Genomic DNA, 20,026 nt, shown 5'->3' with positions numbered 1-20,026 from the left:
GCAGCGGCGCGCTCGAGGAGAGGGAGCCTCACTGCATGTTCGATCGCCACTTCAAGGTCTGGCCTGCGCACGCTCCACACGGTTTGGAGTTACCGAATCAGACTCTGACAGCGAATCTGGCGATCACCGCATCACGCTTTCCCACGCGCACGGCGACGATCTATCACGGCCGCAGCCTGACATATGCCGACCTCCATGACCGGGTCGCGCGCCTGGCCGGTTTCCTGCAGCAGCGCGCCGGCGTCGCGAAGGGAGATCGGGTGCTACTGTTCATGCAGAACAGTCCGCAGTTCATCGTCGGCTACTACGCGATCTTGCGTGCCGATGCCGTGGTCGTCCCGGTGAACCCCATGAACAGGACTGCCGAACTCGAACACATTATCGGTGATACCGGCGCAGACGTCGGTCTGGTCGGACAGGAGTTGCTCGGCGAGGTGACGCCCCTTCTGAGTCCAAGGAAGACAGTGAGTGCTGAGCAGTCGAGCCAAGGAGCGTCCGAGGCACAGGCGTCCGGGCCGAGACTGGCCTGCGTTGTCGCCGCTGCCTATGCCGAGGCTGCCGATCCGGACTTCGATCTAAAGCTGCCGAACCCGCTCGATCAGCCGGCGCCGGCCGACTACGGCATCGTCGGTGTCGTGCGTTGGGCCGACGCGCTCGACTCGGGACTGACGGCCGGGCCGCCGCAAGCAAGCTCCGACGACCTCGCCGTGATCCCTTACAGTTCCGGTACCACCGGTCATCCCAAAGGCTGCATGCACACCCATCGCACGGTGATGGCGACCCTGGTCGGCGGAATCGCCTGGAACCCGATGGATGAGACTTCGATCAGCCTGGTCTCTTTGCCCCTGTTTCACGTGACTGGGATGCAGAACTCGATGAACGGTCCGATTTACGTTGGCGGCAGCATGGTTATCATGACTCGCTGGGATCGCGCTGCCGCAGCGGACTTGATACGGCGGTATCGCGTCACCCGCTGGCGCAGCATCTCGACGATGGCGATCGATCTGGTCAACGATCCGGACGCGGAATCCTACGATCTGTGCAGCCTCGAGATGATCGGCGGCGGCGGTGCTGCGATGCCCGATGCCATCGCCGCCCGCCTAAAGACCCTGACCGGACTCGACTACATCGAAGGCTATGGCATGTCGGAGACGATCGCCGCCACCCACATCAACCCGATCGATCGCCCGCGACGGCAGTGTCTCGGCATTCCGATCTTCGAGGTCGATTGCCGGGTTCTCGATCTTCAGGACGGGCGCGAACTCGGCCCCGACGCACCCGGCGAGATCGTCATCAACGCACCACAGGTGATGAAGGGCTACTGGAACAATCCCTCCGCCACTCGTGCCGCTTTCGTAGAGATCGATGGCAAACTCTTCTTACGCACCGGAGATATCGCCTACTACGACAAGGACGGTTACTTCTTCATGGTCGACCGCGTTAAGCGGATGATCAACGTGTCCGGCTACAAGGTCTGGCCGACCGAGGTGGAGGCGCTGATGCACCGCCACCCCGCGATCTCCGAAGTCTGCGTGATCGCGGCCTCGGACCGGCGTCGCGGCGAAAGCGTAAAAGCGGTCGTCGTGTTACGCGATGACGCCAAGGGCGCGATCGATGCGGAGGCGATCAAGCAGTGGTGCCGCGGCCTGATGTCTGCCTACAAGTGTCCACGCGTGGTCGAGTTCGTCGACAGGCTGCCACGCTCTGCCACCGGAAAGCTCCAGTGGAAGATCCTGCAAGAGCAGGAACGGGCGGGCGGTGCTCGGGCGATCCAATGAGCGACGAGCCCCCAGTAGTCGACGATCCGATGAAGGCCGCCCTCAACGCACGGTCGAACGCCCCGGGGGGCGAGCCGCGCTGTATCGGACGGCTGAGCGATCTGCCGGACCTAATCGGCGGCGAGCTGGGCCGAAGCGACTGGATGCCAATTGAATCGACGCGGATCCGGGCCTTTGCAGAGGCGACCGAGGATCGGCAGTGGATTCATCTCGATAAAGCGCGGGCAGCCACGGAGAGTCCCTTCGGGAGCACCGTCGCCCATGGCTATCTCACTCTGTCGCTGCTACCGCACCTCAGCGCTACGGCTTTTACGGTTGCGGAAGTCCGCTTGCGGGTCAACTACGGCCTGGGGCGTGTGCGCTTCCCGGCACCGGTTCTCTCAGATAGCCGCATTCGGGCCCGCTTTACGCTGGCGGATGCGAGACCCCATGCCGCCAGCGGCGGTCTGCTGGTGACCCTGCAGGCCGTGGTCGACCTCGAGAGTGGAACGCGGCCGGCCTGTATCGCCGAGATGCTGGCACTCTACCTGGAATAGCCAGACCGGGAAGCCGCCGCCGCAGTCAGGCCCGGTCCCGGAGTTGATCCGGTTTGTCGGAGCCGGCGCAGCGGTGTAGGTAGGAGCAGTATGGGAGGAAGCGTCCTTGCATCGCCCCGTTGCAGCGTCGCTCTGATTTGCGCCGGAGAGCGATCCCAATATGAGGAAAAACCGTGAAGAAACGCCGTAACTACTCCGGGCCGAATATGGCGGGATTCGATACAGAAGAGCGTTTCGAGGGCGATCGCCAGTTCGTCTCAGCTCTCTACCGTGGGCTTAGGCTGCTGCGCTGTTTTCGTCCTTCGGACAGCGGCGGGCTTGGCAATCTCGAACTGGCGCAGCGCAGCGCTCTGCCGAACTCGACCGTCTCGCGCTTGACTTATACCCTCAGCAAGTTGGGTTACCTGATCTACGACGAGAGCAACGGCCGCTACCGCATGGGCGTACCGGTGCTCAGTCTCGGTTATGCCTGCCTCGGCGGTATGAAAATCCGTGAAACCGCTCAGGTCTACATGCAGGAAATGGCGAGCAAATCCGGCGGTGGTGTGCTGGTGGCGCTTGGTGCGCGCGATGGGTTGAGCATGACCTACGTTGCGTGCGCGCGCTCCGAAGGTTTGGTCTCGCTGCAGCTCGCTGTCGGCTCGCGCATCTCCTTGGCGCGCTCTGCCATTGGGCGCGCCTATCTCGCCGGAGCCGGCGAAGAGGAGCGAGGCTACTTGATGGAGCGAATCCGCGAGCGCGTCGGGCCGGAGCGCTGGCCGCAGATGGAGGAAGAGATTCTGGACGCGCTGGAGCAGGTGCGCAGCAAGGGATTCTACACCAACCTAGGTCAGTGGCAGCCCGATGTGCACGCCGTAGCCGTACCCTACCGCGCGCCGCAGGGCGACACGCCTCTGCTTGCCTTTAACTGTGGAGGCCCAGCCTACTTGCTGCCCAAGGAACGGCTGGAGGATGATCTCGGTCCGCGCCTCGTCGAGCTGGTCAATACCGTGTCCCGAGCCGACACCGGCTTCTGAAGCCGAACGCGAAGGTAGGGGTTTGCATAGTGGATTCGACCGATCGCGATCCGCCTTGTCGCATTTTGTCCGGCGCAAATCTCTCATTCCCTATCTCTGCGGATCTACGTTACTCGAGTGCCGCTTGCCGCCGTTCGCGCAGCAGCGCGATAGCCAAGCCCGGGGCGGCCAGTGCGAGGCCGATGAACGCCATGCTGACATGACTCAGTCCGGCGATGATTCCGCCGGGCGCGGCGAAGCAGAACCCGCCGGCAAGTTGTAGACCACGCAGCGCCAGGCCTTGCGGTGACCGTCCCAGAGCTCCGAAGCCCGGGACGTAGCCCTGCAAGGCGGAGCCGATCAGGAACACGCCGATCAGGGCGGTGATCAAGGTCGCGATGACTTCATATGCGCCGGCCTCCCCGATCAAGGCGGGGTTCAGCACGAAGAAGAAGGGAATGATGTAGATGATGGATCCGAGACGCATGGCTTCCAAGCCAGCACCCATTGCGCTGGTGCGCGCCAAAGTCGCTGCGGCGAAGGCCCCCAGAGCGACAGGCGGCGTGATGAAGGAAACCATGCCCCAATAGAGAATGAAGAGATGTACGGCCAGGGGATTGAGACCGGACTGAACCAGGGCCGGTGCTAGGACGATTGCCAGGAAGATGTAGCAAGCGGTGACCGTCATTCCCATCCCGAAGATGAAGCTCGTCAACGCGCCCATGACCAGCAACATGAGAACGCCTTCACCGGCGAGGAACACGAGGTCGTTGACCAGCGTGCCGGCAAGGCCGGTGGCGGAGAAGGCGCCGACCACCATGCCCACACCCAACAGGATCGCGACGAGTTCGCCGAGTGCTCGACCAACGCGGATCACGAGATCCCAAAGCTGGATCAGGTTCAGTCGTGTCGCTGGCACCACTTGATTGATCACCAGCAGCAGTGCGGTGGCATAGAAAGGTGCGAGCGTCTCCTGACGAAGCGCGACCATGAAGAAGATCAAGACACCGAAAACCAGTAGGTACTGCCATCCTTCGCGAAAGGTTTGACCTAGTGTCGGCAGCTCGCTTCGCGGTATCCCTGCCAGTTTGTGCCGGGCGGCGTAAGAGTCGATCTGGACGAACAGCCCCATGTAGAAGAGAAGGGAAGGAATTGCAGCCGCTGCGGCGATTTCGATGTACGGCCGGCCCAGAAAGGACGCCATTACGAAGGCCGTCGTTCCCATCACTGGGGGCATCAGAACGCCTCCGGTCGACGCGCATGCCTCGATCCCGGCCGCATAGCGACCGGAGAAGCCGCTGCGTTTCATGGTCGGGATCGAAACGGCGCCGGTGGTCAGCACGTTCGAGATCACGCTGCCGCTCATCGACCCCATGAAACCGCTCGCGAAGATGGCGACTTTGGCCGCACCACCGCGAAACCTGCCCACCAAGGCCAGCGCCAGATTGGTGAAGAAGCGCCCGCCACCGGTGAACTGCAGGGTCGCGCCGAACAGGATGAAGCCGATGACCAGCTCGCCGAAGGCACGCATGGGAATGCCGAACGCGCTCTCGGTCGAGATCATGTGAAACACGACGGTTTCCGGGAGCGGCTGTGCGAAACCCGAGATCGGACCGGGCACTTTGTCGGCAAAGGTCGGGTAGAGCGAGAAGACAAGGATGACGAAGAAGATTAGCCATCCGCCGCAGCGCCGGGCCCCTTCTAGGATTAGCAGCCACAGCAGGAAACTGACCCATGTAGCAGTCGTTGGCGCCAGATACTCCCACCCTTCCAGAAGACTCTGTTCGGCTGTCATCGCGAAATAGCCGCAGCAGCAAAGTGCGGTGGCTGCGAGCGGAAAGTCGTACCAGGGAACATGGCCACCGGCCGCTTGCTTGTGAGCCGGAAAGGCAAGGAACGAGAGGCTCAGGAAGATGCCTGCAAGCAGGTAGAGATACTGATTCTCCAGGATTACCAGCCCGAAGATCTGCAAGTTGAACAACTGGTTGATAGCAAGCAAGCAAGCTGCGGCTGCGAGGCCGGCGAAAACCGCACGTAACGGTGCGGAGCGAATGCGGTGATGGTGGTCGGCCTCTTCGGGTGCAGCCCTGAGCGACATCTATTCGAATCTCCCGAGAGGGAAACAACGCGTGCCCGCAGTCGGCCGCATCCACACAGCGGACCCTGCTGATATGTTTCGCCGGGCACAACGCACGCCCCCGTCGTGAAACGGGGGCATGCGGAGACAAAACCGGCGAAGTCTAGCGATATACCGGATTGAAACCTGCGGTTTCCAAGGCCTCCCGCCGAGCCTGGCGCCAAGCGCTGGCGAAGGCCTCGTCGTCGTCGATGTCGGCCGCGAGATGGTCTTCCCAAGCCGCAGCGAGTACCTGCTGACGTTCGATCAGACGGTCGTTGTGCGTCTGCAGATCGTCGTCCCATTTCCCGATTTCGGTCAGGTAGCGGATCGCTCCGTCATGGTAGGGCACCACCCAGTCGAGAATCTGTCGTTCCAGCGCCCAACCTTCGATGCCGGGTGCGCCACCCTCATATTCGGGAAACAGATCCACCATGGCCTCGGTCATGGCATAGACGAGATCCTCGTCCTGTTCTTCGTAAGCAATCAGGATCGGATAGGGATAGGCGGCGCCTTCGTGGGGATTGTCATCCGACATGCCTGCACCGACAGTGCCCATGTTCGGCACGAAGAACGGGGCGGCATCCGACAGCCGTTTCCAGCCCTCCTCGTCTTCGTGCGGCAGCGGCGGCCAGTGGAGGCCACGCGGCGAAGCCTCGAGCTGGAAGGCTTTGCCCGAGGAGGTCGAGGCGAAGGCGGCGTCGGCCTGGTTGTTGATGATGCCGTCCCAGGACGCGCCGAAGCCGGGGAATTCGACCTTGACCACGTCATCCCATGTGAGACCGGCGAAGTGTAAGAGGGCGCCCACATTCTCGTTGAGGGCTGGTGATCCAACGACCCAAGCCACCCGCTTTCCCCGCAGATCGGCGAGCGTCTCGATGCCGGCATCGGCGGCGACACCGACGGACAGGTTGCCGTTGCCGTTCGACGCCAGCAGCATCCGCACCGGTTGAGGCCCCCATTCGCGCGTGCCGAACTCAAACATCCCTTCTTGCGCCATGAAGCTCGCTCCCACGCCGGTCGCGGAGAACTGCACCCGCCCACCGCGCAGTGGCACTTGGCGTGCGACGTCGTTCTTGCCTGGCAGGACACGCAGGTCAACGCCGTGAACCCGTTTCAGCGCTCCGCCGATCGCTACGGCTTGATTGTAGCCGCCGGAGCCGGTGCCGTAGGCGGTCCAGGCGATCTGGCTTGGCAGTTCCTCGGCCACACCAGCGCTCAGGCCTGCAATCAGCGTTGCTCCGAAAACGGCAGCTTTCACAAACATTTTTCGCTTTTGTATCATTGGGGTTCCTCCATGCTCGCGCCAGTCGGGTGTTCCGATCTTGTGTCGCAGTTAGCACCGCCAATCCGCACTAGCGTAAATGCAGGGCGGCTGTCCGGGGCGGACTCTAGTTGCGGAATCATATCTCGCATAGGAAAATAACGATTGATCGGCGCCGCTGTCGACCGCTCACTCCGTTGGGTTGAAATCTATCTCGGCAGTGCGGGTCTCGGCGTCCGAATGTCAAGCTGGGGCGACTTAGTTTAGTCACTGTATAGAGGGGAAGCGTCTCATGGAGCGCGAAGTCGTCGTCGCCTGCGCAGCGACGGGCCCGTTCGACATATTCGGAAAGAACTCGGCTTTGCCTATCACTCGAACCGAGATCGCGTCGCCGGAGCACGCGCGAAAGCGGTTCGGGTGCGAGCTTCTTGGCGATCGCCGTTCGGTAGGCGGTGATTTGGCTGGCGATCTGCCCGGTGATTTGGAGTGTGTTGGATGACTCGTCGCGCTGCCGATCTTTTGGTTGATTGTCTCGCGGAACAAGGTGTCACCCGCCTCTTTTGCGTTCCTGGCGAGAGTTACCTCAGCGTCCTCGATTCGCTTTATGATCGCGCGGAGATCGACGTCGTGACGTGCCGCCACGAAGGTGGTGCCGGTTTCATGGCTTTGGCCGATGGCAAGATTACCGGGCAGCCCGGCATTTGCTTCGTCAGCCGCGGACCTGGCGCCTCCAACGCCACCATTGCCCTACACAGCGCCGAGCAGGACGCGGTTCCCTTCGTGCTGTTTATCGGTCACGTGCCGCGCCGTGAGCTAGGCCGCGGCGCATTTCAGGAAGTCGACTACGCCAAGACCTTTGCGGATATCGCCAAGGACGTGTGGACCGTTCACGATCCTGAGACCCTACCCGAGATTGTGGCGCGAGCCTTCGTGGTGGCGTCGCAGCCGACGCCGGGCCCGGTGGTGGTGGTACTGCCGGAGGATATGCTGGATCAGGTTGCGATTGCCGAGCCGCTTCGCTTCAGCCCGCCGGCGCGGCTCGGCAGCGGGGGCGAGCAGGTCGACGAGATACTGGAACGTCTGAGCGCTGCTGAGCGGCCGCTGCTGATCGCCGGCGGCGAGCTTTCCGGTTCGGACGGTCGCGCCGCGCTGTTGGCCGTGGCGGAGGCGCATGATCTGCCGGTCGCCAGTACTTTCAAGCGAGAAGACATCTTTCCCAAGCGTCATCGGTGCTATGCGGGACATCTCGGATTCAAGATCCCCGCCGTTCAGCTTGCTCGCTACATGAAGGCCGACCTGATTCTGGCAGTCGGGACACGATTGGGCGAGGTCCCCACCCAAGGCTATCGTTTCCCCCTGGCGCCCTGTCCGGAGCAGCCCCTGATCCATGTGCATCGCGATCCGGCGCAGCTCAACCGAATCTTCTCCACCGAGTTTGCGCTGACGGCCGATCCGGTTGATTTCTTGAACGCCATGGCAGCCCGAGCCAGGCCGAACGAGGTTGATCGCGGAGACTGGGCGGCGGAGCTGCATGCGCCGATCGAGGCGGCACTGGAATGGCGGCCGGGCGAGGTCGACGAACTCGATCTCGGTCCGCTGGTCGCCAAGCTGGCCGGGCAGCTGCCGGAGGATGCGGTCGTAATCACCGATGCAGGTAACTTCTCGAGCTGGGTCCACCGTCACTTCCCCTTTTCGGGCCGTCATCTCCTGATCGGCGCGGTCGGGGGCGCGATGGGATTGGCTGTGCCGGCGGCAATCGCCGCTGCGCTGCGTCTGCCCAGCCGCCAGGCCGTCACCTTCGTTGGGGACGGAGGGTTTCTGATGACCGGCAACGAGCTGGCCGTTGCCGTCCAGCGGTCTTTGCCGATCCGGATTTTCGTGGCCGACAACGGGAGCTACGGTACGATCCGCATGCATCAGGAACGGGATTATCCGAGGCGGAACTTTGCGACGGATCTACATAATCCCGATTTTGCGCGTCTGGCCGAGGCCTTTGGGGCTCTCGGTCTCAGCATCTCGAGTGTCGAGCAGGTCGACGGTGTCGTCGAACAGGCTCTGAGTCACGACGGCCCCGTTGTCGTCAGTCTGCGGACCAGCGTAGAACGCATCACGGCCTTCGCGACGCTCGACAAGATTAGAAGGCAGTAAGCCTCGCGCACAACCGAATAGAAACTGTTCTGATCGTTTGGCCGAGATCGAATGCGCGCGAGCATCGTAGCGACCTCCAGGGGCAGGAAACTGCTGAGCGTTCAGAGGCAGCAGCTAAAGCAGCGAGCGGGTGGAATCTCGTCGGCTAAGGTTTCTGGTCGTAAGACTTTTAGCCTTTCAGGGTTCTGCCAACTTGCCCGCGAATCTTAGATCGCCAGTGATGCTAGAGAGTTTCTTTTAAATATAAAATCCTGTATTTCTTTATATGGTTAATTTTTATTTTAAATTCCGAATAATATTCAAATTTGTTTTTTATAAAATTCCCATCATTTGCTTCGACTGCTATCGATGATTTGAAATCGTGTAACGGTTGCGGTGGCTTGGTGCTGTGTCTCCTGTTCCGAGTTTTTCAGCGATCCAGTCTCTTGCCGAGGGCGAGAGGAGAAATCGCCGGGCGTTCCGAGTAACGCCGGAGATCCGATCTGGCTTTGTTCTCAGAGTTGGGCGCTCCGCGTCTGGTGTCGCTGGAAGAGGGTGTCACGAGATCTGTAGAGCGTGCTGCGAAGGGAGCGCCAACCGCTACCACGCAGTCTGTCGAGGGCCGGTTCTTGAACATGAAAAACTATGTCTCCTTTCTCGTCTTCGTTTTTGCCGTTGCGACCGTCTTGCCAGGATCCGCCGTACGGGCGGCGGATCAGCCGAGCATGGTGACGGAGGCTTATGGCAATTGGCTTTACCGCTGCGTTCGGGTTGAGGGTGACCGCAGGCTCTGTGAAGTTGCGCAGGATGTCACGGCGTTCCAAGAGGGTCAGCCGTCGACCGTTCTGCGGATCGCGATCACGCAGGACGTCGGCGGCGAACACCGGCTTGTAATCGTCACGCCCTTGTCGGTGCACCTTCCGACCGGCCTTCGTCTCTCCGTCGATGACGAGAAGTCGGAGTCCTTTGCGTACCAGATCTGCGATCAGGCCGGCTGTTGGATCGAAACGACAGTTGAGCAGCAGTTGATCGATCAGCTGAGGCGAGGGGCCGAGGGAAAAGCGGTTTTTGCGTTGCGTGGCGGTCGTGAGCTGGAGGTTCTCTTTTCGCTCGAGGGGATCACGGCGGCTCTCGGCGCGCTCGACCGTAGTCGACAAGACTCCTGAGTCGGGCAAACGGCAATGATGTCGCAGTCGACTTGCGCTTTTCTCATACTTTTCCTGTGCCTAGGGGCCTTTGGATCGGCTTCGGCGCAAGAGCTCGAGAATCCGCGTCAGCAGCAGGACCAGTTCGAACAGCGGCAGCGCGAGCTGGAGCGGATTGCACCGCCCGACGATGAGATCGCGCCTCGGCCGCAACCGGTTCCCCGGCGACCTGACGATGCCTGCATCGAGGTCGAGGAGGTCGAAGTCTCGGGAGCGACCCTGTTGAGCGAGGAGATCCTGGAGGGTCTCACGCAGCCCTACGAAGGCCGCTGCCTCACGCTGAGGGATCTCAACGCGCTGCTCGATGAGATCAATCAGAGCTACATCGATCGCGGTTACGTCACCAGCCGGGCCTTCTTGCCGGAACAGGATTTGACCGGAGGGGTTCTGCGACTGGTCGTCGTGGAAGGGCGTATCGAAGGCTTTCGCTTCAACGATCGTGAGGGCGCTGGTGTCGGGGCGGTCTGGATGGCCTTTCCAGGTTTGACCGGTGACGCACTCGATCTGCGTGAGCTGGAGCAGGGGTTGGAGCAGATGAACCGGCTTCGCGCCATCGATGCCCGCCTCAGCATCGAACCCGGCGAGGACCCCGGCACGAGCCGCGTGGTGATTGAAACGCCCTCGGAGCGCGATATGCGGGTCGGCGGTGGCTTCGACAATCTGGGAGGCGAGCGCACCGGGCGCCTGCGCGGCAGGATGACGGCCGAGATCGACAATGCGCTGGGTCTGCTCGACGGCTGGTCGGGCTATCTGGAGCGGTCGCTGCCGAACCAGACCGACGGCGAGAGTCTCTCGGCCGGCGGTTTCCTCTCGATCCCCTACGGCCGCTTCACGCTGCTCTCCGAACTTGCCTACTCGGAGTATCTGCAGTTCGTCGAGGGCGCTGCCACGGACTTCTCCCTGTCAGGCCAGACTTGGCGAGGGGAAGGCGGCGTCTCCTGGGTACTGGGGCGCGGGCAGCGGAGCAAGACCACGCTGGAGGCCCGCTACAGCCTGAAAGACACCGAGAGCTTTCTGGAAGACTTCAAGTTGGAGACCGGGTCGCGACGCCTGGCCGTGGCAGAGGCCCGTCTCAGCCAGACCCAAAGGATGCTGGGCGGCGCCTGGTTCGCGACGCTCGCCGTCGAACGAGGATTGCCACGCGGTTTCGGCACGTCGCTCGACGACGATCCGGATGCACCCTCGGGCACGCCACAGGCGCAGTTCACCAAGGCGGTCTTGTTGCTCGACGGTTTTCAGCCCCTGCCGCTGGGCGATGTCTCCTTGATGTGGCGTCCCAGCCTCCGCGCGGAGTGGAGCCCCGACACGCTCTTCGGGTCGGAGCGCCTGACACTCGGCGGTTACTTCACCGTTCGCGGCTTCCGGGACGGCAGCATTGCCGGCGATGAGGGCCTGCTGCTGCGCAACGACCTCGTTTGGACCTTGCCCTCTCTGGGGCTGGGCTGGGTGGAAGACGCCGTGGGCCGCGTCGAGCTCTACGGCGCGTTCGATGCCGGCTGGGTGGACGACGCCGACAACCTCTCCGATGCCGATGGCGGCATCGCCGGCACGGCCCTGGGGCTTCGCGCCTCCGGCGGCCCTCTCAACTTCGACGCCAACCTGGCGCACTCGGTGGTCCAGGGACCGCTGGACAGCGAGGGCTTGGTTTTCACCTTTCGGGCGGGAGCGACCTTCTGATGTCATCGAGAGCAGAGGTGTCATGGAGAAGAGGGGCTGCGCGCCCGACAGAGGCCCGGGTCTCTGCCTTTCGCCGGGTTCTTTCGACAGGCCTCGCGGTCCTGCTCGCGGTCCAGCCCATGGTGCCGATCACGGCGGCCCGGGCGGAGAGCAATATCGTCGTCGACCCCAATCAGGTGGGAAATACCGCCATCGGAACGACGGCGAGTGGTCTGACTCAGGTCGACATCGCCACGCCCTCCGGCGCCGGCGTCTCCCACAACCAGTTCACCGACTACAACGTCGCGCCCGAGGGCATCATCCTCAACAACGCGGCCGGCCTCAGCCAGACCGATCTTGCCGGCATGGTTTACGGCAATCCCAACCTCGGGGCCGGTTCGGCCAGTATCATTCTCAACGAGGTCACCGGGACCGCCGACAGTCTATTGCAAGGCTACAGCGAAGTCGCGGGTGCCATGGCCGACGTGATCGTCGCCAATCCCAACGGCGTGACCTGCGCGGGCTGCGGTTTCATCAACACCAGCCGGGTAACCCTCTCCACCGGTGTGCCGGACATGGTCGATGGGGACCTGCGCGCGCTGGTCGTGGAGGACGGCACCGTCGCCTTTCGCGGCGCCGGGGGCGACTTCTCCGCTGTGCCTTTTCTCGACGTGGTGGCGCGCCGGGTCGAGCTGGCCGGGCCTCTGCACGGTCAGGACATCGATGTCCTTGCCGGTCGCAATCGCTATCTCTACGCCGACGGCAGCCACGAGGCCTTGGCGCCCGACGGCCGCACCCCGCAGATCGCCATCGATTCCAGCGCCTTCGGCGGCATGTACGCGGGGCGCATCAGCCTGATCGCCAACGAGGCCGGCGCGGGCGTCTCGCTCGACGGCACGCTGGCGGCCAACGCGGACAGCCTGTCGATCACGACGGACGGCCAGCTGGTGATGACCGGCCGTCTCTCGGCGGCCGAGGATCTGGCCGTCGAAGTCGAGGAGTTGACCAACAGCGGTGCCATGGTCGCCGCTCAAGATCTGTCTCTTCAGGCGCGGACAATCACGAACGAGACCGCAGGCGAGATCTTGGCCCAGACGGGCAACCTGAGAGTTGCGGCGGATATCGCCGTGAACAGAGGGCGGATCGCGGCGGTGGAGGGCAACGCGTCCGTCACCGCGGAGACGTTGCAGACAACCGGTAGCGGCGTGATCGCGGCAGGACGCGACCTGGCGGTCGAGGTCGCAGAGGAGCTCGACAACGACGGCCGGCTGGTTGCTGGCCACACCCTGGAGCTGACGGCCGGGCGGCTGAACAACGCCGCCGAGGGTGCGGTCCTCTCCCTCGCCGGCAGCCTCGACATCGAGGTCGCGCGGGAGGCGGTCAACGCGGGCGAACTCTACGCCGCTCAGAACGTCGCCATCGCCGGCGGCGCGCTGCGCAACCAAGCGGGCGGGGAGATCGTCTCCAACGCTGGCGACATCTCCGTGACGCTGGCGGCCCGCCTGACGAACGAGGGAGATATCCGCGCCGGCGATAGCCTGTCGCTGAGGGTCGCCAGGCTTTCGAACAGAGGCCGGATCGCGGCGCTGAGAGGCGCGGCCCGGATCGCGGCGGCGGACATGACCAACGCCGACGCCGCCTTGATCGCGGCGGGCACCCGGCTCGAGGTGGCGGTGGCGGACTCGCTCGCGAACGCCGGCCGGCTCTTCGCGCTCGACGACCTGTCCCTCACGGTCGGCGACCTCGACAACGCGGCCAGCGGCGCGATCTCCTCGCGGGACGGAGCCGTCTCCGTCACCGCCGACGCGGTCGGCAATGCCGGGCGCATCGCCTCCTCCTCGGGTGCGCTGCAGCTGTCGGCCCGCAGTCTCGACAACCGCGACGGCGGACTGATCGCGGCCGGAAGCGGTCTGACCGCGATCGTGACCGGCGGACTGACCAACGCCGGTCAGCTCTATGCACTCTCGGGCCTGACCGCGCGGGCCGCGACGCTGAACAACTTGGCCGACGGCGACATCGTCGCGGAAAACGGCCTGCTCGAGGTCGGGGGCGGCACTCTCGTTAACGACGGCGACCTGCTGTCCGGCGGCGCCTTGGCGCTCGGCCTCGGCGGCGGCCTCGTCAATCGCGGCGTCCTGCAGGCGGCGGGCCCGGTCATGCTCTCGCTGGCGGGCGGCGCGCTGAACGACGGCGGCCGCATCGAAAGCCGGACCGGGGCGCTGAACCTGGCCGCCGCCTCGCTCGACAACCGCGGCGCGGCGCTGCTGGCGCGTCAGGGGCTGCTGTCGCTGGCGCTACAGCAAGACGCGACCAACAGAGGCGGCCAGATCGCCGGCGGCGGCGTCGCCCTTTCGGCGGCCCGTCTCACCAACGACGCCCTGATCGCGGCCGTCGGCGGGTCGCTGGAGATCACGCTGTCCGATGTGCTGACGCTCGACGGCGGCGCTCTGGAATCCGCGACCGGCGACCTGCGCGTGACGGCCGCCGGCCTCGACAACAGCGCGGCGCTGGTGGCCGGACGCGACCTGCTGCTGTCCTTCTCCGGAGATGCCGTGAACAGGGGCCTGCTGATGGCGCAGCGCAACCTGGGTATCTCCCTCGCCGGCAGTCTGAACAACGCCGGCGGCGCCGTGATGGCCGAGACGGGCGACCTGGTGATCGAGGGCGCGACTGCCGGCAGCCAGGCCACCCGCGTCGCCAACCGCTCGGGCCTGATCGAGGCGACCCAGGGCGACATCCTGATCCGCGCCCAAAGCATCGACAACCTGCTCGAGGGCGGCGTGCAGCAGTCCAGCCAACGCGTCTTCGACGCCTTCTACGCCGCCCAGAACTATTGGCGGCGGGTGCAGACCCGGCCCTCCGGCTGCGGCCATCGGGGCGAGGAACCCTGCTACCGCGACTATCTGGAGGGTATTCCGGAATACCGGGACATTCCCGGCCATCCCGGCCACAACAACGCCGAGCAGTACTACAACCGGCCGGACCGCTGGCACGTGATCGTGCCGGACCCCCATCGCGGCTACGACTATGCCGTCTACTACTTTTTCCGGACGGGCATGCCCTCCAGCGCCGGCGTGCGCGTCTTCGCCGATCAGGTCAGCTTTCAGGCCTCGGGTGCTCAAAGCCTGATCTCGGCCGGCGGCAATCTGACTCTCGATGCCGGCGCCATCCGCAACGACGCCAGCCACATCCTGGCGCGGGGCGACATGACTCTGACCGGGCAGAGCCTGGCCAACACCGGCTATTCCAGCCAAACCCAGTGGTACATCGATTGCGAGAACGACGACCTCTGCCGCACCGTGGGCGGACGCGGCGCGCCCTGGCAGGACGCCGGCCTGGGCGACACCGCGCCGAAGCCCTGGTTCCGCGAAGACGGGCCGGGCCTGTCCGGTACCATTCGGGCGGGCGGCGCGATCGCCGGCTCCTTCACCGGCCGGGTCGACAACGAGACCATCGTCGCGCGCGCCAACCTGGTGGGCCTGCCGGGTTTCTCCGGTACGGTTCCGACCGTCGCGACGCCCTCGGCGCCGACGGGACCGGCCGCCGGCGTGCCGGCCTTGTCGCCCGCGACTCTGTCCGGCGCGGCCCCGGGCCTGCCGGGCTTCGGGGTCCCCGCGACCGGCGCGCCGACGCCCACCGCCGTTTCGGCGCAGGATCTGCTCGCCGACATCTCCGGCGGACGCGGGCTGTTCGTCGCCAACGCCGAGCCGGGCTTCACATATCTGATCGAGAGCCGCTACGAGTTCGCCGCGCTCTCCGGCTTCTACGGGTCCCAGTACTTCCTCGACCGGCTGGACTACGACCCCGACCGTCTGCCGCCCTTCCTGGGCGACGCCTTCTTCGAAACGCGCTACGTGCTGCAGCAGGTGCTCGACGTCACCGGCCAGCGCTACCTGGGCGACTACGCCGACGACGGCGCGCAGATGCGCGGTCTCTTCGATGCGGCGGCGGCCCAGGCGCAGGACCTGAACCTGGTGCCCGGCGTCGCTTTGACGGCCGAGCAGGTGGCCGGCCTGACCTCCAGCATCGTCTGGTACGAGGAGGTGCAGGTCGCCGGCCAGAGGGTGCTGGCGCCGCGTCTCTATCTCGCCGGCGGTGGCCTCGACCAGATCGCCCTGGACGGCGGTCGCATCGCCGGCACCCAGGTCGCGCTGGAGGCCGCCGGCCTGACCAACTCCGGCGACCTGTTGAGCGACGACAACCTGGCGATCACCGTGCTGGACGAGCTCGCCAACCTCGGCGGCCGCATCGCGGCCGAGGGCGCGGCCTCGCTCGTCTCGCTCGGCGGTTCCATCGTCAACAGCGCGACCGTGGAAAGCTGGGAGGCCCAGACCGGAAGCGTCGAGCAGATCCTCTCCGCCGGCCGGATCGAGTCGGGCGGGGACCTGAGCCTCAGCGCCGCGCAGGATCTGGTCTCGCTCGGCTCGCAGATGAACTCGGGCGGCGACCTGCGCCTGGCGGCCGGCGGCGACGTCACCTTCGGCGCCATCGCGACGCGGCAAGAGACGGCCTACGGCGGCAGCCAGGGCGGCAAGTCGATCAGCGTCGCCTTCGGCGCCATGCAGCAGAACGGCAGTTCCGTTACCTCCGGCGGCGCCCTGACCGTCCTGTCCGGCGAGGACATCACCTTCGGCGCCTCGACGGCGATCGCGGAGGGCGATCTGCTGCTGGCGGCGGAAGGCCTGGTGACGCTGACCGCGGCGGAGGAGACGAGCTACTACAGCGACAGCAGCGAGTCGTCGGGTTTCCTCTCCTCCTCCTCGTCCTGGAGCGACAGCGAGAGCCGGACCCTGCGCAGCTCCTTCGTCGGCGCGCGCGACGGCGCCCTGACCATCGCGGGCGGCGAGGGGATCGGTCTCTTCGCCAGCGAGATCGCCGCGGGCAACGACGCCCAGCTCCTGGCCGGCTATCTGCTCGATTCCACCAATGGCGTTTTCGTCGAGGGCGGCGGCGAGGCGGACCTGATCGTCCAGGGCGGGACCGAGGCCTCCCATGACGGTTCGGGCGGCAGCCGTTCCGGCCTCTTCGCCGGCTCCGGCGGCGGCTTCGTCTCCTTCTACGGTGCCTCCGAGCGCAGCGAGCGGACCTGGAGCGAGACCAACCTGCCGAGCCTGCTGTCGGCGGGCGGCAGCCTGACGGCGGCGGCGACCGGCGACATCGCGGTGCAGGGCAGCCACGTCGCGGCCGGCGAGGACATCGCCCTGGCCGCCGCCGGCAATCTGACCGTGGCGCCGGGCCGCGAGGGCGAGCGGCGGGAGGAGCGGGAGTCGCGCTCGGGCTTCGGGATCGGCTTCTCCGCCGACGAGGGCGGCATCGGCCTGTCGGTCGGCCTGCAGGTCTACGAGGCCGGCGAGGACTTCGAGGGCGACTACAACGCCGTCTCCACCCTGAGCGCGGGCCGCGACCTCAACCTGTCGGCTGGCGAGGACCTGACCCTGGTCGCGACGCGGGCGACGGCCGGCGACGACCTGGTTCTGTCTGGCGAGAACGTGTCGCTGCTGGCGGCGCTGGACCGCGAGACCCTGTCGGGTTTCGAGCGCGAGCTCTTCGTCGGCATCACGGCGTCGGTGAATCAGAACGTCAGCCAGGCGGCGCGCACGGTGGCGGACTCCGTCAGCTCGACGGCGGGGGCCGAGGGTGGCGCGGGCGCGACGCTGATCAGCGGGGCGTCGGGCGCCCTGCGCAGTGTCGACGCGGTGACCTCGGCGCTGTCGAGCCCGGTCTCGGCCTCGGTGGGTTTCGGGGTGTCGGGCTCGAACCGGAGCTGGAGCCGCAGCAGCGAGACGGCGGTGCCGACGGTGCTGCAGGCCGGCGACGACCTGACGATTGCGGCGTCGGACACTTTGCTGGCGCGCGGCGCGCAGGTTTCGGCCGGGGACCGTGTGCTGCTGTCTGCGGAGACGCTGCGTCTGGAGGCGCAGGCGGCGCGCTCGACCAGCAGCCATGACTCGTCTCATTTCGGAGCCTCGGTGGGTGTCAGCTACGGCTTCAGCACGGGGCTGACGAGCGGCGCTCCGGCGGGCTGGGGCAGCGGGCTGAACGCCTCGGTCTCGGGCGGCTTCGGGGAGAGCGAGTCGGAGGCGACGCGCCATCTCTGGACCCAGGTGACGGGGCGTTCGGTGGACCTGGAGGTCGGCGGCGACGCGGCGCTGATCGGGGCGGTGGTGGCCGGCGAGCGTGTGCGGGCGGCGATCGGCGGCGACCTGGAGGTGGTGACGGTCGCGGACCTGTCCAGCAGCCGGAACCGCAGCCGGGGCGCCAGCCTGGGGATTTCGATGGGGCTGGGCGGTCCGAGCGGCAGGGGTCCTGTGAGCCTGCCGCTGGGGGTGTCCTTCGGCGAGGGCGAGCGCGACAGCGCCTGGATGGACCGCCAGGCCGGCTTCCTGGGGGCCGACGTCTCGGTGGAGGTGGGCGGCCACACGCGGCTCGAGGGCGGCTACATCGCGGGCGACCTGACGACGGGCAGCCTGTCCTGGGCCGACCTGGAGGGCCACGACCGGGGCCGTCAGGTGGATCTCTCCCTGAGCGGCAGTCTCCCGCTGACCGGCGGTGGCGGCAACAGCGAAGGTCTGCTGCCGGACTGGCTGCCGACGGTGGAGGGCGGCTTTGCCTCGCACGCGCGCGAGCAGGTGGCGCGGGCGACGGTGACCGGGGATGTGACGGTGACCGACCCGGACGCGCAGGCCCAGGACCTGGCGGCCCTGAATCGCGACCCCGACCGCGCGCTGGAGGTCACCAAGGACGAGCGCACCAGCTTCGACGTCTACGTCTCGCCACAGGCGATCAACGAGGTGGCGGCGGGCTTCCCGAGCTTCACGCAGGCGGCGCAGAACCTCGTGGCGGAGCTGCGGGTGCTGACTTACGAGCTGCCGCCAGAGGCGCAGCATCTGGGCGAAGGCCTGGAAGACATCGCGGTGGCGATGATCCGCAACGGCCTGTCGTCCGACGAGGTCAACGCCCTGCTGCTGAACGGCGACATGCTGGAAAGCTTGACGACCTTGATCGATGTCGTCGGGCAGATCGGGTCGCTGGAGGATCTGAAAAATCCAGATCTCCGCGAGGCGAGTCAGATGCTGTCGAGGACGGAGACAGGAGCTTACAAAACCAAGGAAGGTCCGCTCCTTGTCGGTATCGTCGAAGGCACTCCTCCAAGCGCCGGCGAAGCCCTGCTGCGGTCTCTCGGCGAAGTGGCGCAAGAGTTGCAAAGCTGGCCTGAGCCGGTCGTCACGTCGACCTTCTTAGCGCTCGACGTTGCCTTGGGCGGTCCGTTCAAGGCCGCTGCTGGTCAAGTCGTCGACGCGGCGCTTGACACCTTTGCAGGAGAGGAATTGAGCGCCGCCTTGGAGTTCGCGGCGACGCATCTCTACGCTTTGGTTGAAGGGACAAGTTACGAAGAGGCTCGAGATGACATCGCCGAACGGCAGGCGAATGGGACGGATGCCTTCGTAAGTCGAGATCTGGCCGGTGCCAAACTGTTGGTCGCCGCCTTGGTGCCGGCCATCGTTCCGGCCGGCAAGTCGATCAAGGATGCCGTCGCGCCGAAGAGAGGTAACGCTGCTGTTCCAGACGATGTGCTTAAACACAGTGTGGCGCCAAAGGATTGGAGACCTGTCCATGGTGCTGGTGCGCAGATAAACACACCAAAAGGATTCACATCATATCGGACGCCGCAGGGGGACTTAGTCCATGTTTCGCCAAGTGGCCTAAAGTACGGAAGAGATGAAAAGTTTGGAAACAGAGTGGATCATGTTTTGGACCATACTCATCCAAACCCTGGTAAACCGGTGCACACAGTATTTAACGTGCAAGGCGATGATGCTCTGGCTTTGGTTGACGAAGCTTGGGGCAAGCGAGGTGCGTCTGTGCCCGGAGATCCCGGTGCCTTTGTTGTCGACATGGGAAGACCAATTGGAACGACTGGTGAAACATCTATTCGTGTTATCGTAAAGCCTGGTACTTCTGAAATAATAACTGCGTATCCACAGTAGGTTAGAAATGAAGATCTCATGCCCACGTTGCAAACAGGATTGGATAAAAACTGCTGTAGTCAAAAAAACTAAAAAGACGATATTTATCTGTCCGGAGTGTGAAGCAGTGTGGTTTTCAAAGAAAGATATTGAATATGCAACTTTTAATTATTTTTCTTACTATATGCATAGGCAAGATATGAGTGATGACTGGAGTGAGTTATCAATTGTCGAATCAGAAGAAGAGTAAATATTTAGTAATTTTGTAGATCGCTGCTCGGTTATATATTCTTTTGTGCGAATATATTTCTAGAATTGCGGAGAAATGTCTATAGAAATTAGGCGCTTTTGGCGGATTGAAAGTGATTCGCGGCACCTTAGC

The 20,026-nt window shown here is 64.6% G+C and carries 9 protein-coding genes; 7 read left to right on the top strand and 2 right to left on the bottom strand.

The window, feature by feature from the left end; all coding sequences use genetic code 11:
* Positions 1–35 precede the first annotated feature (35 nt).
* The 3 genes from DBZ32_RS08735 (at position 36) to DBZ32_RS08725 (ending at position 3,330) form a co-directional block, all read left to right on the top strand.
* Positions 36–1,778: a long-chain-fatty-acid--CoA ligase gene (locus DBZ32_RS08735; RefSeq protein WP_119166745.1), complete on the top strand. Its 1,743-nt coding sequence runs from the start codon at positions 36–38 to the stop codon at positions 1,776–1,778.
* The gene (locus tag DBZ32_RS08730; RefSeq protein WP_208539162.1) at positions 1,775–2,314 is read left to right on the top strand and encodes a MaoC family dehydratase; all 540 of its coding nucleotides are present in this window, start codon (positions 1,775–1,777) and stop codon (positions 2,312–2,314) included. Before DBZ32_RS08735 ends, DBZ32_RS08730 begins: the two co-directional genes overlap by 4 nt.
* Before the next feature lie 173 nt (positions 2,315–2,487).
* On the top strand, positions 2,488–3,330 hold the full coding sequence (locus tag DBZ32_RS08725; RefSeq protein WP_235830107.1) for an IclR family transcriptional regulator: 843 nt from the start codon (positions 2,488–2,490) through the stop codon (positions 3,328–3,330).
* A 109-nt stretch (positions 3,331–3,439) separates the two neighbouring features.
* On the opposite strand, the gene DBZ32_RS08720 is transcribed toward DBZ32_RS08725, so the two are convergent.
* On the bottom strand, positions 3,440–5,407 hold the full coding sequence (locus DBZ32_RS08720; protein WP_119166743.1) for a TRAP transporter permease: 1,968 nt from the start codon (positions 5,405–5,407) through the stop codon (positions 3,440–3,442).
* A gap of 142 nt (positions 5,408–5,549) precedes the next feature.
* The gene (locus DBZ32_RS08715; protein WP_119166742.1) at positions 5,550–6,692 is read right to left on the bottom strand and encodes a TAXI family TRAP transporter solute-binding subunit; all 1,143 of its coding nucleotides are present in this window, start codon (positions 6,690–6,692) and stop codon (positions 5,550–5,552) included.
* Between the two features lie 492 nt (positions 6,693–7,184).
* Between DBZ32_RS08715 and DBZ32_RS08710 the strand changes: the two genes are divergently transcribed.
* From DBZ32_RS08710 to DBZ32_RS08695, 4 genes are all read left to right on the top strand, one after another.
* The gene (locus DBZ32_RS08710; protein WP_119166741.1) at positions 7,185–8,837 is read left to right on the top strand and encodes a thiamine pyrophosphate-dependent enzyme; all 1,653 of its coding nucleotides are present in this window, start codon (positions 7,185–7,187) and stop codon (positions 8,835–8,837) included.
* A 614-nt stretch (positions 8,838–9,451) separates the two neighbouring features.
* Positions 9,452–9,982: an invasion associated locus B family protein gene (locus DBZ32_RS22820; protein ID WP_119166740.1), complete on the top strand. Its 531-nt coding sequence runs from the start codon at positions 9,452–9,454 to the stop codon at positions 9,980–9,982.
* An 18-nt stretch (positions 9,983–10,000) separates the two neighbouring features.
* A complete protein-coding gene (locus tag DBZ32_RS08700) occupies positions 10,001–11,698 on the top strand; it encodes a ShlB/FhaC/HecB family hemolysin secretion/activation protein (protein WP_162906654.1) in 1,698 nt (565 codons plus the stop codon).
* A 119-nt stretch (positions 11,699–11,817) separates the two neighbouring features.
* Positions 11,818–19,665, top strand: a complete 7,848-nt coding sequence (locus DBZ32_RS08695) for a hemagglutinin repeat-containing protein (RefSeq protein WP_162906653.1) — start codon at positions 11,818–11,820, stop codon at positions 19,663–19,665.
* Positions 19,666–20,026 lie beyond the last annotated feature (361 nt).

The sequence above is a fragment of the Algihabitans albus genome, assembly GCF_003572205.1.
Lineage (GTDB): Bacteria > Pseudomonadota > Alphaproteobacteria > Kiloniellales > DSM-21159 > Algihabitans > Algihabitans albus.
Note: the sequence above shows the minus strand (reverse complement) of the source record. Positions and strands in the feature narration are given on the sequence as shown.

What these genes read in the sequence shown, in the direction of transcription:
- DBZ32_RS08695 (WP_162906653.1), top strand. Translation starts at nt 11,818, where the DNA reads ATGGTGCCGATCACGGCGGCCCGGGCGGAGAGCAATATCGTCGTCGAC.
- DBZ32_RS08720 (WP_119166743.1), bottom strand. Translation starts at nt 5,407, where the DNA reads ATGTCGCTCAGGGCTGCACCCGAAGAGGCCGACCACCATCACCGCATT.
- DBZ32_RS08710 (WP_119166741.1), top strand. Translation starts at nt 7,185, where the DNA reads ATGACTCGTCGCGCTGCCGATCTTTTGGTTGATTGTCTCGCGGAACAA.
- DBZ32_RS08715 (WP_119166742.1), bottom strand. Translation starts at nt 6,692, where the DNA reads ATGTTTGTGAAAGCTGCCGTTTTCGGAGCAACGCTGATTGCAGGCCTG.
- DBZ32_RS08735 (WP_119166745.1), top strand. Translation starts at nt 36, where the DNA reads ATGTTCGATCGCCACTTCAAGGTCTGGCCTGCGCACGCTCCACACGGT.
- DBZ32_RS08700 (WP_162906654.1), top strand. Translation starts at nt 10,001, where the DNA reads ATGTCGCAGTCGACTTGCGCTTTTCTCATACTTTTCCTGTGCCTAGGG.
- DBZ32_RS08730 (WP_208539162.1), top strand. Translation starts at nt 1,775, where the DNA reads ATGAGCGACGAGCCCCCAGTAGTCGACGATCCGATGAAGGCCGCCCTC.
- DBZ32_RS22820 (WP_119166740.1), top strand. Translation starts at nt 9,452, where the DNA reads ATGAAAAACTATGTCTCCTTTCTCGTCTTCGTTTTTGCCGTTGCGACC.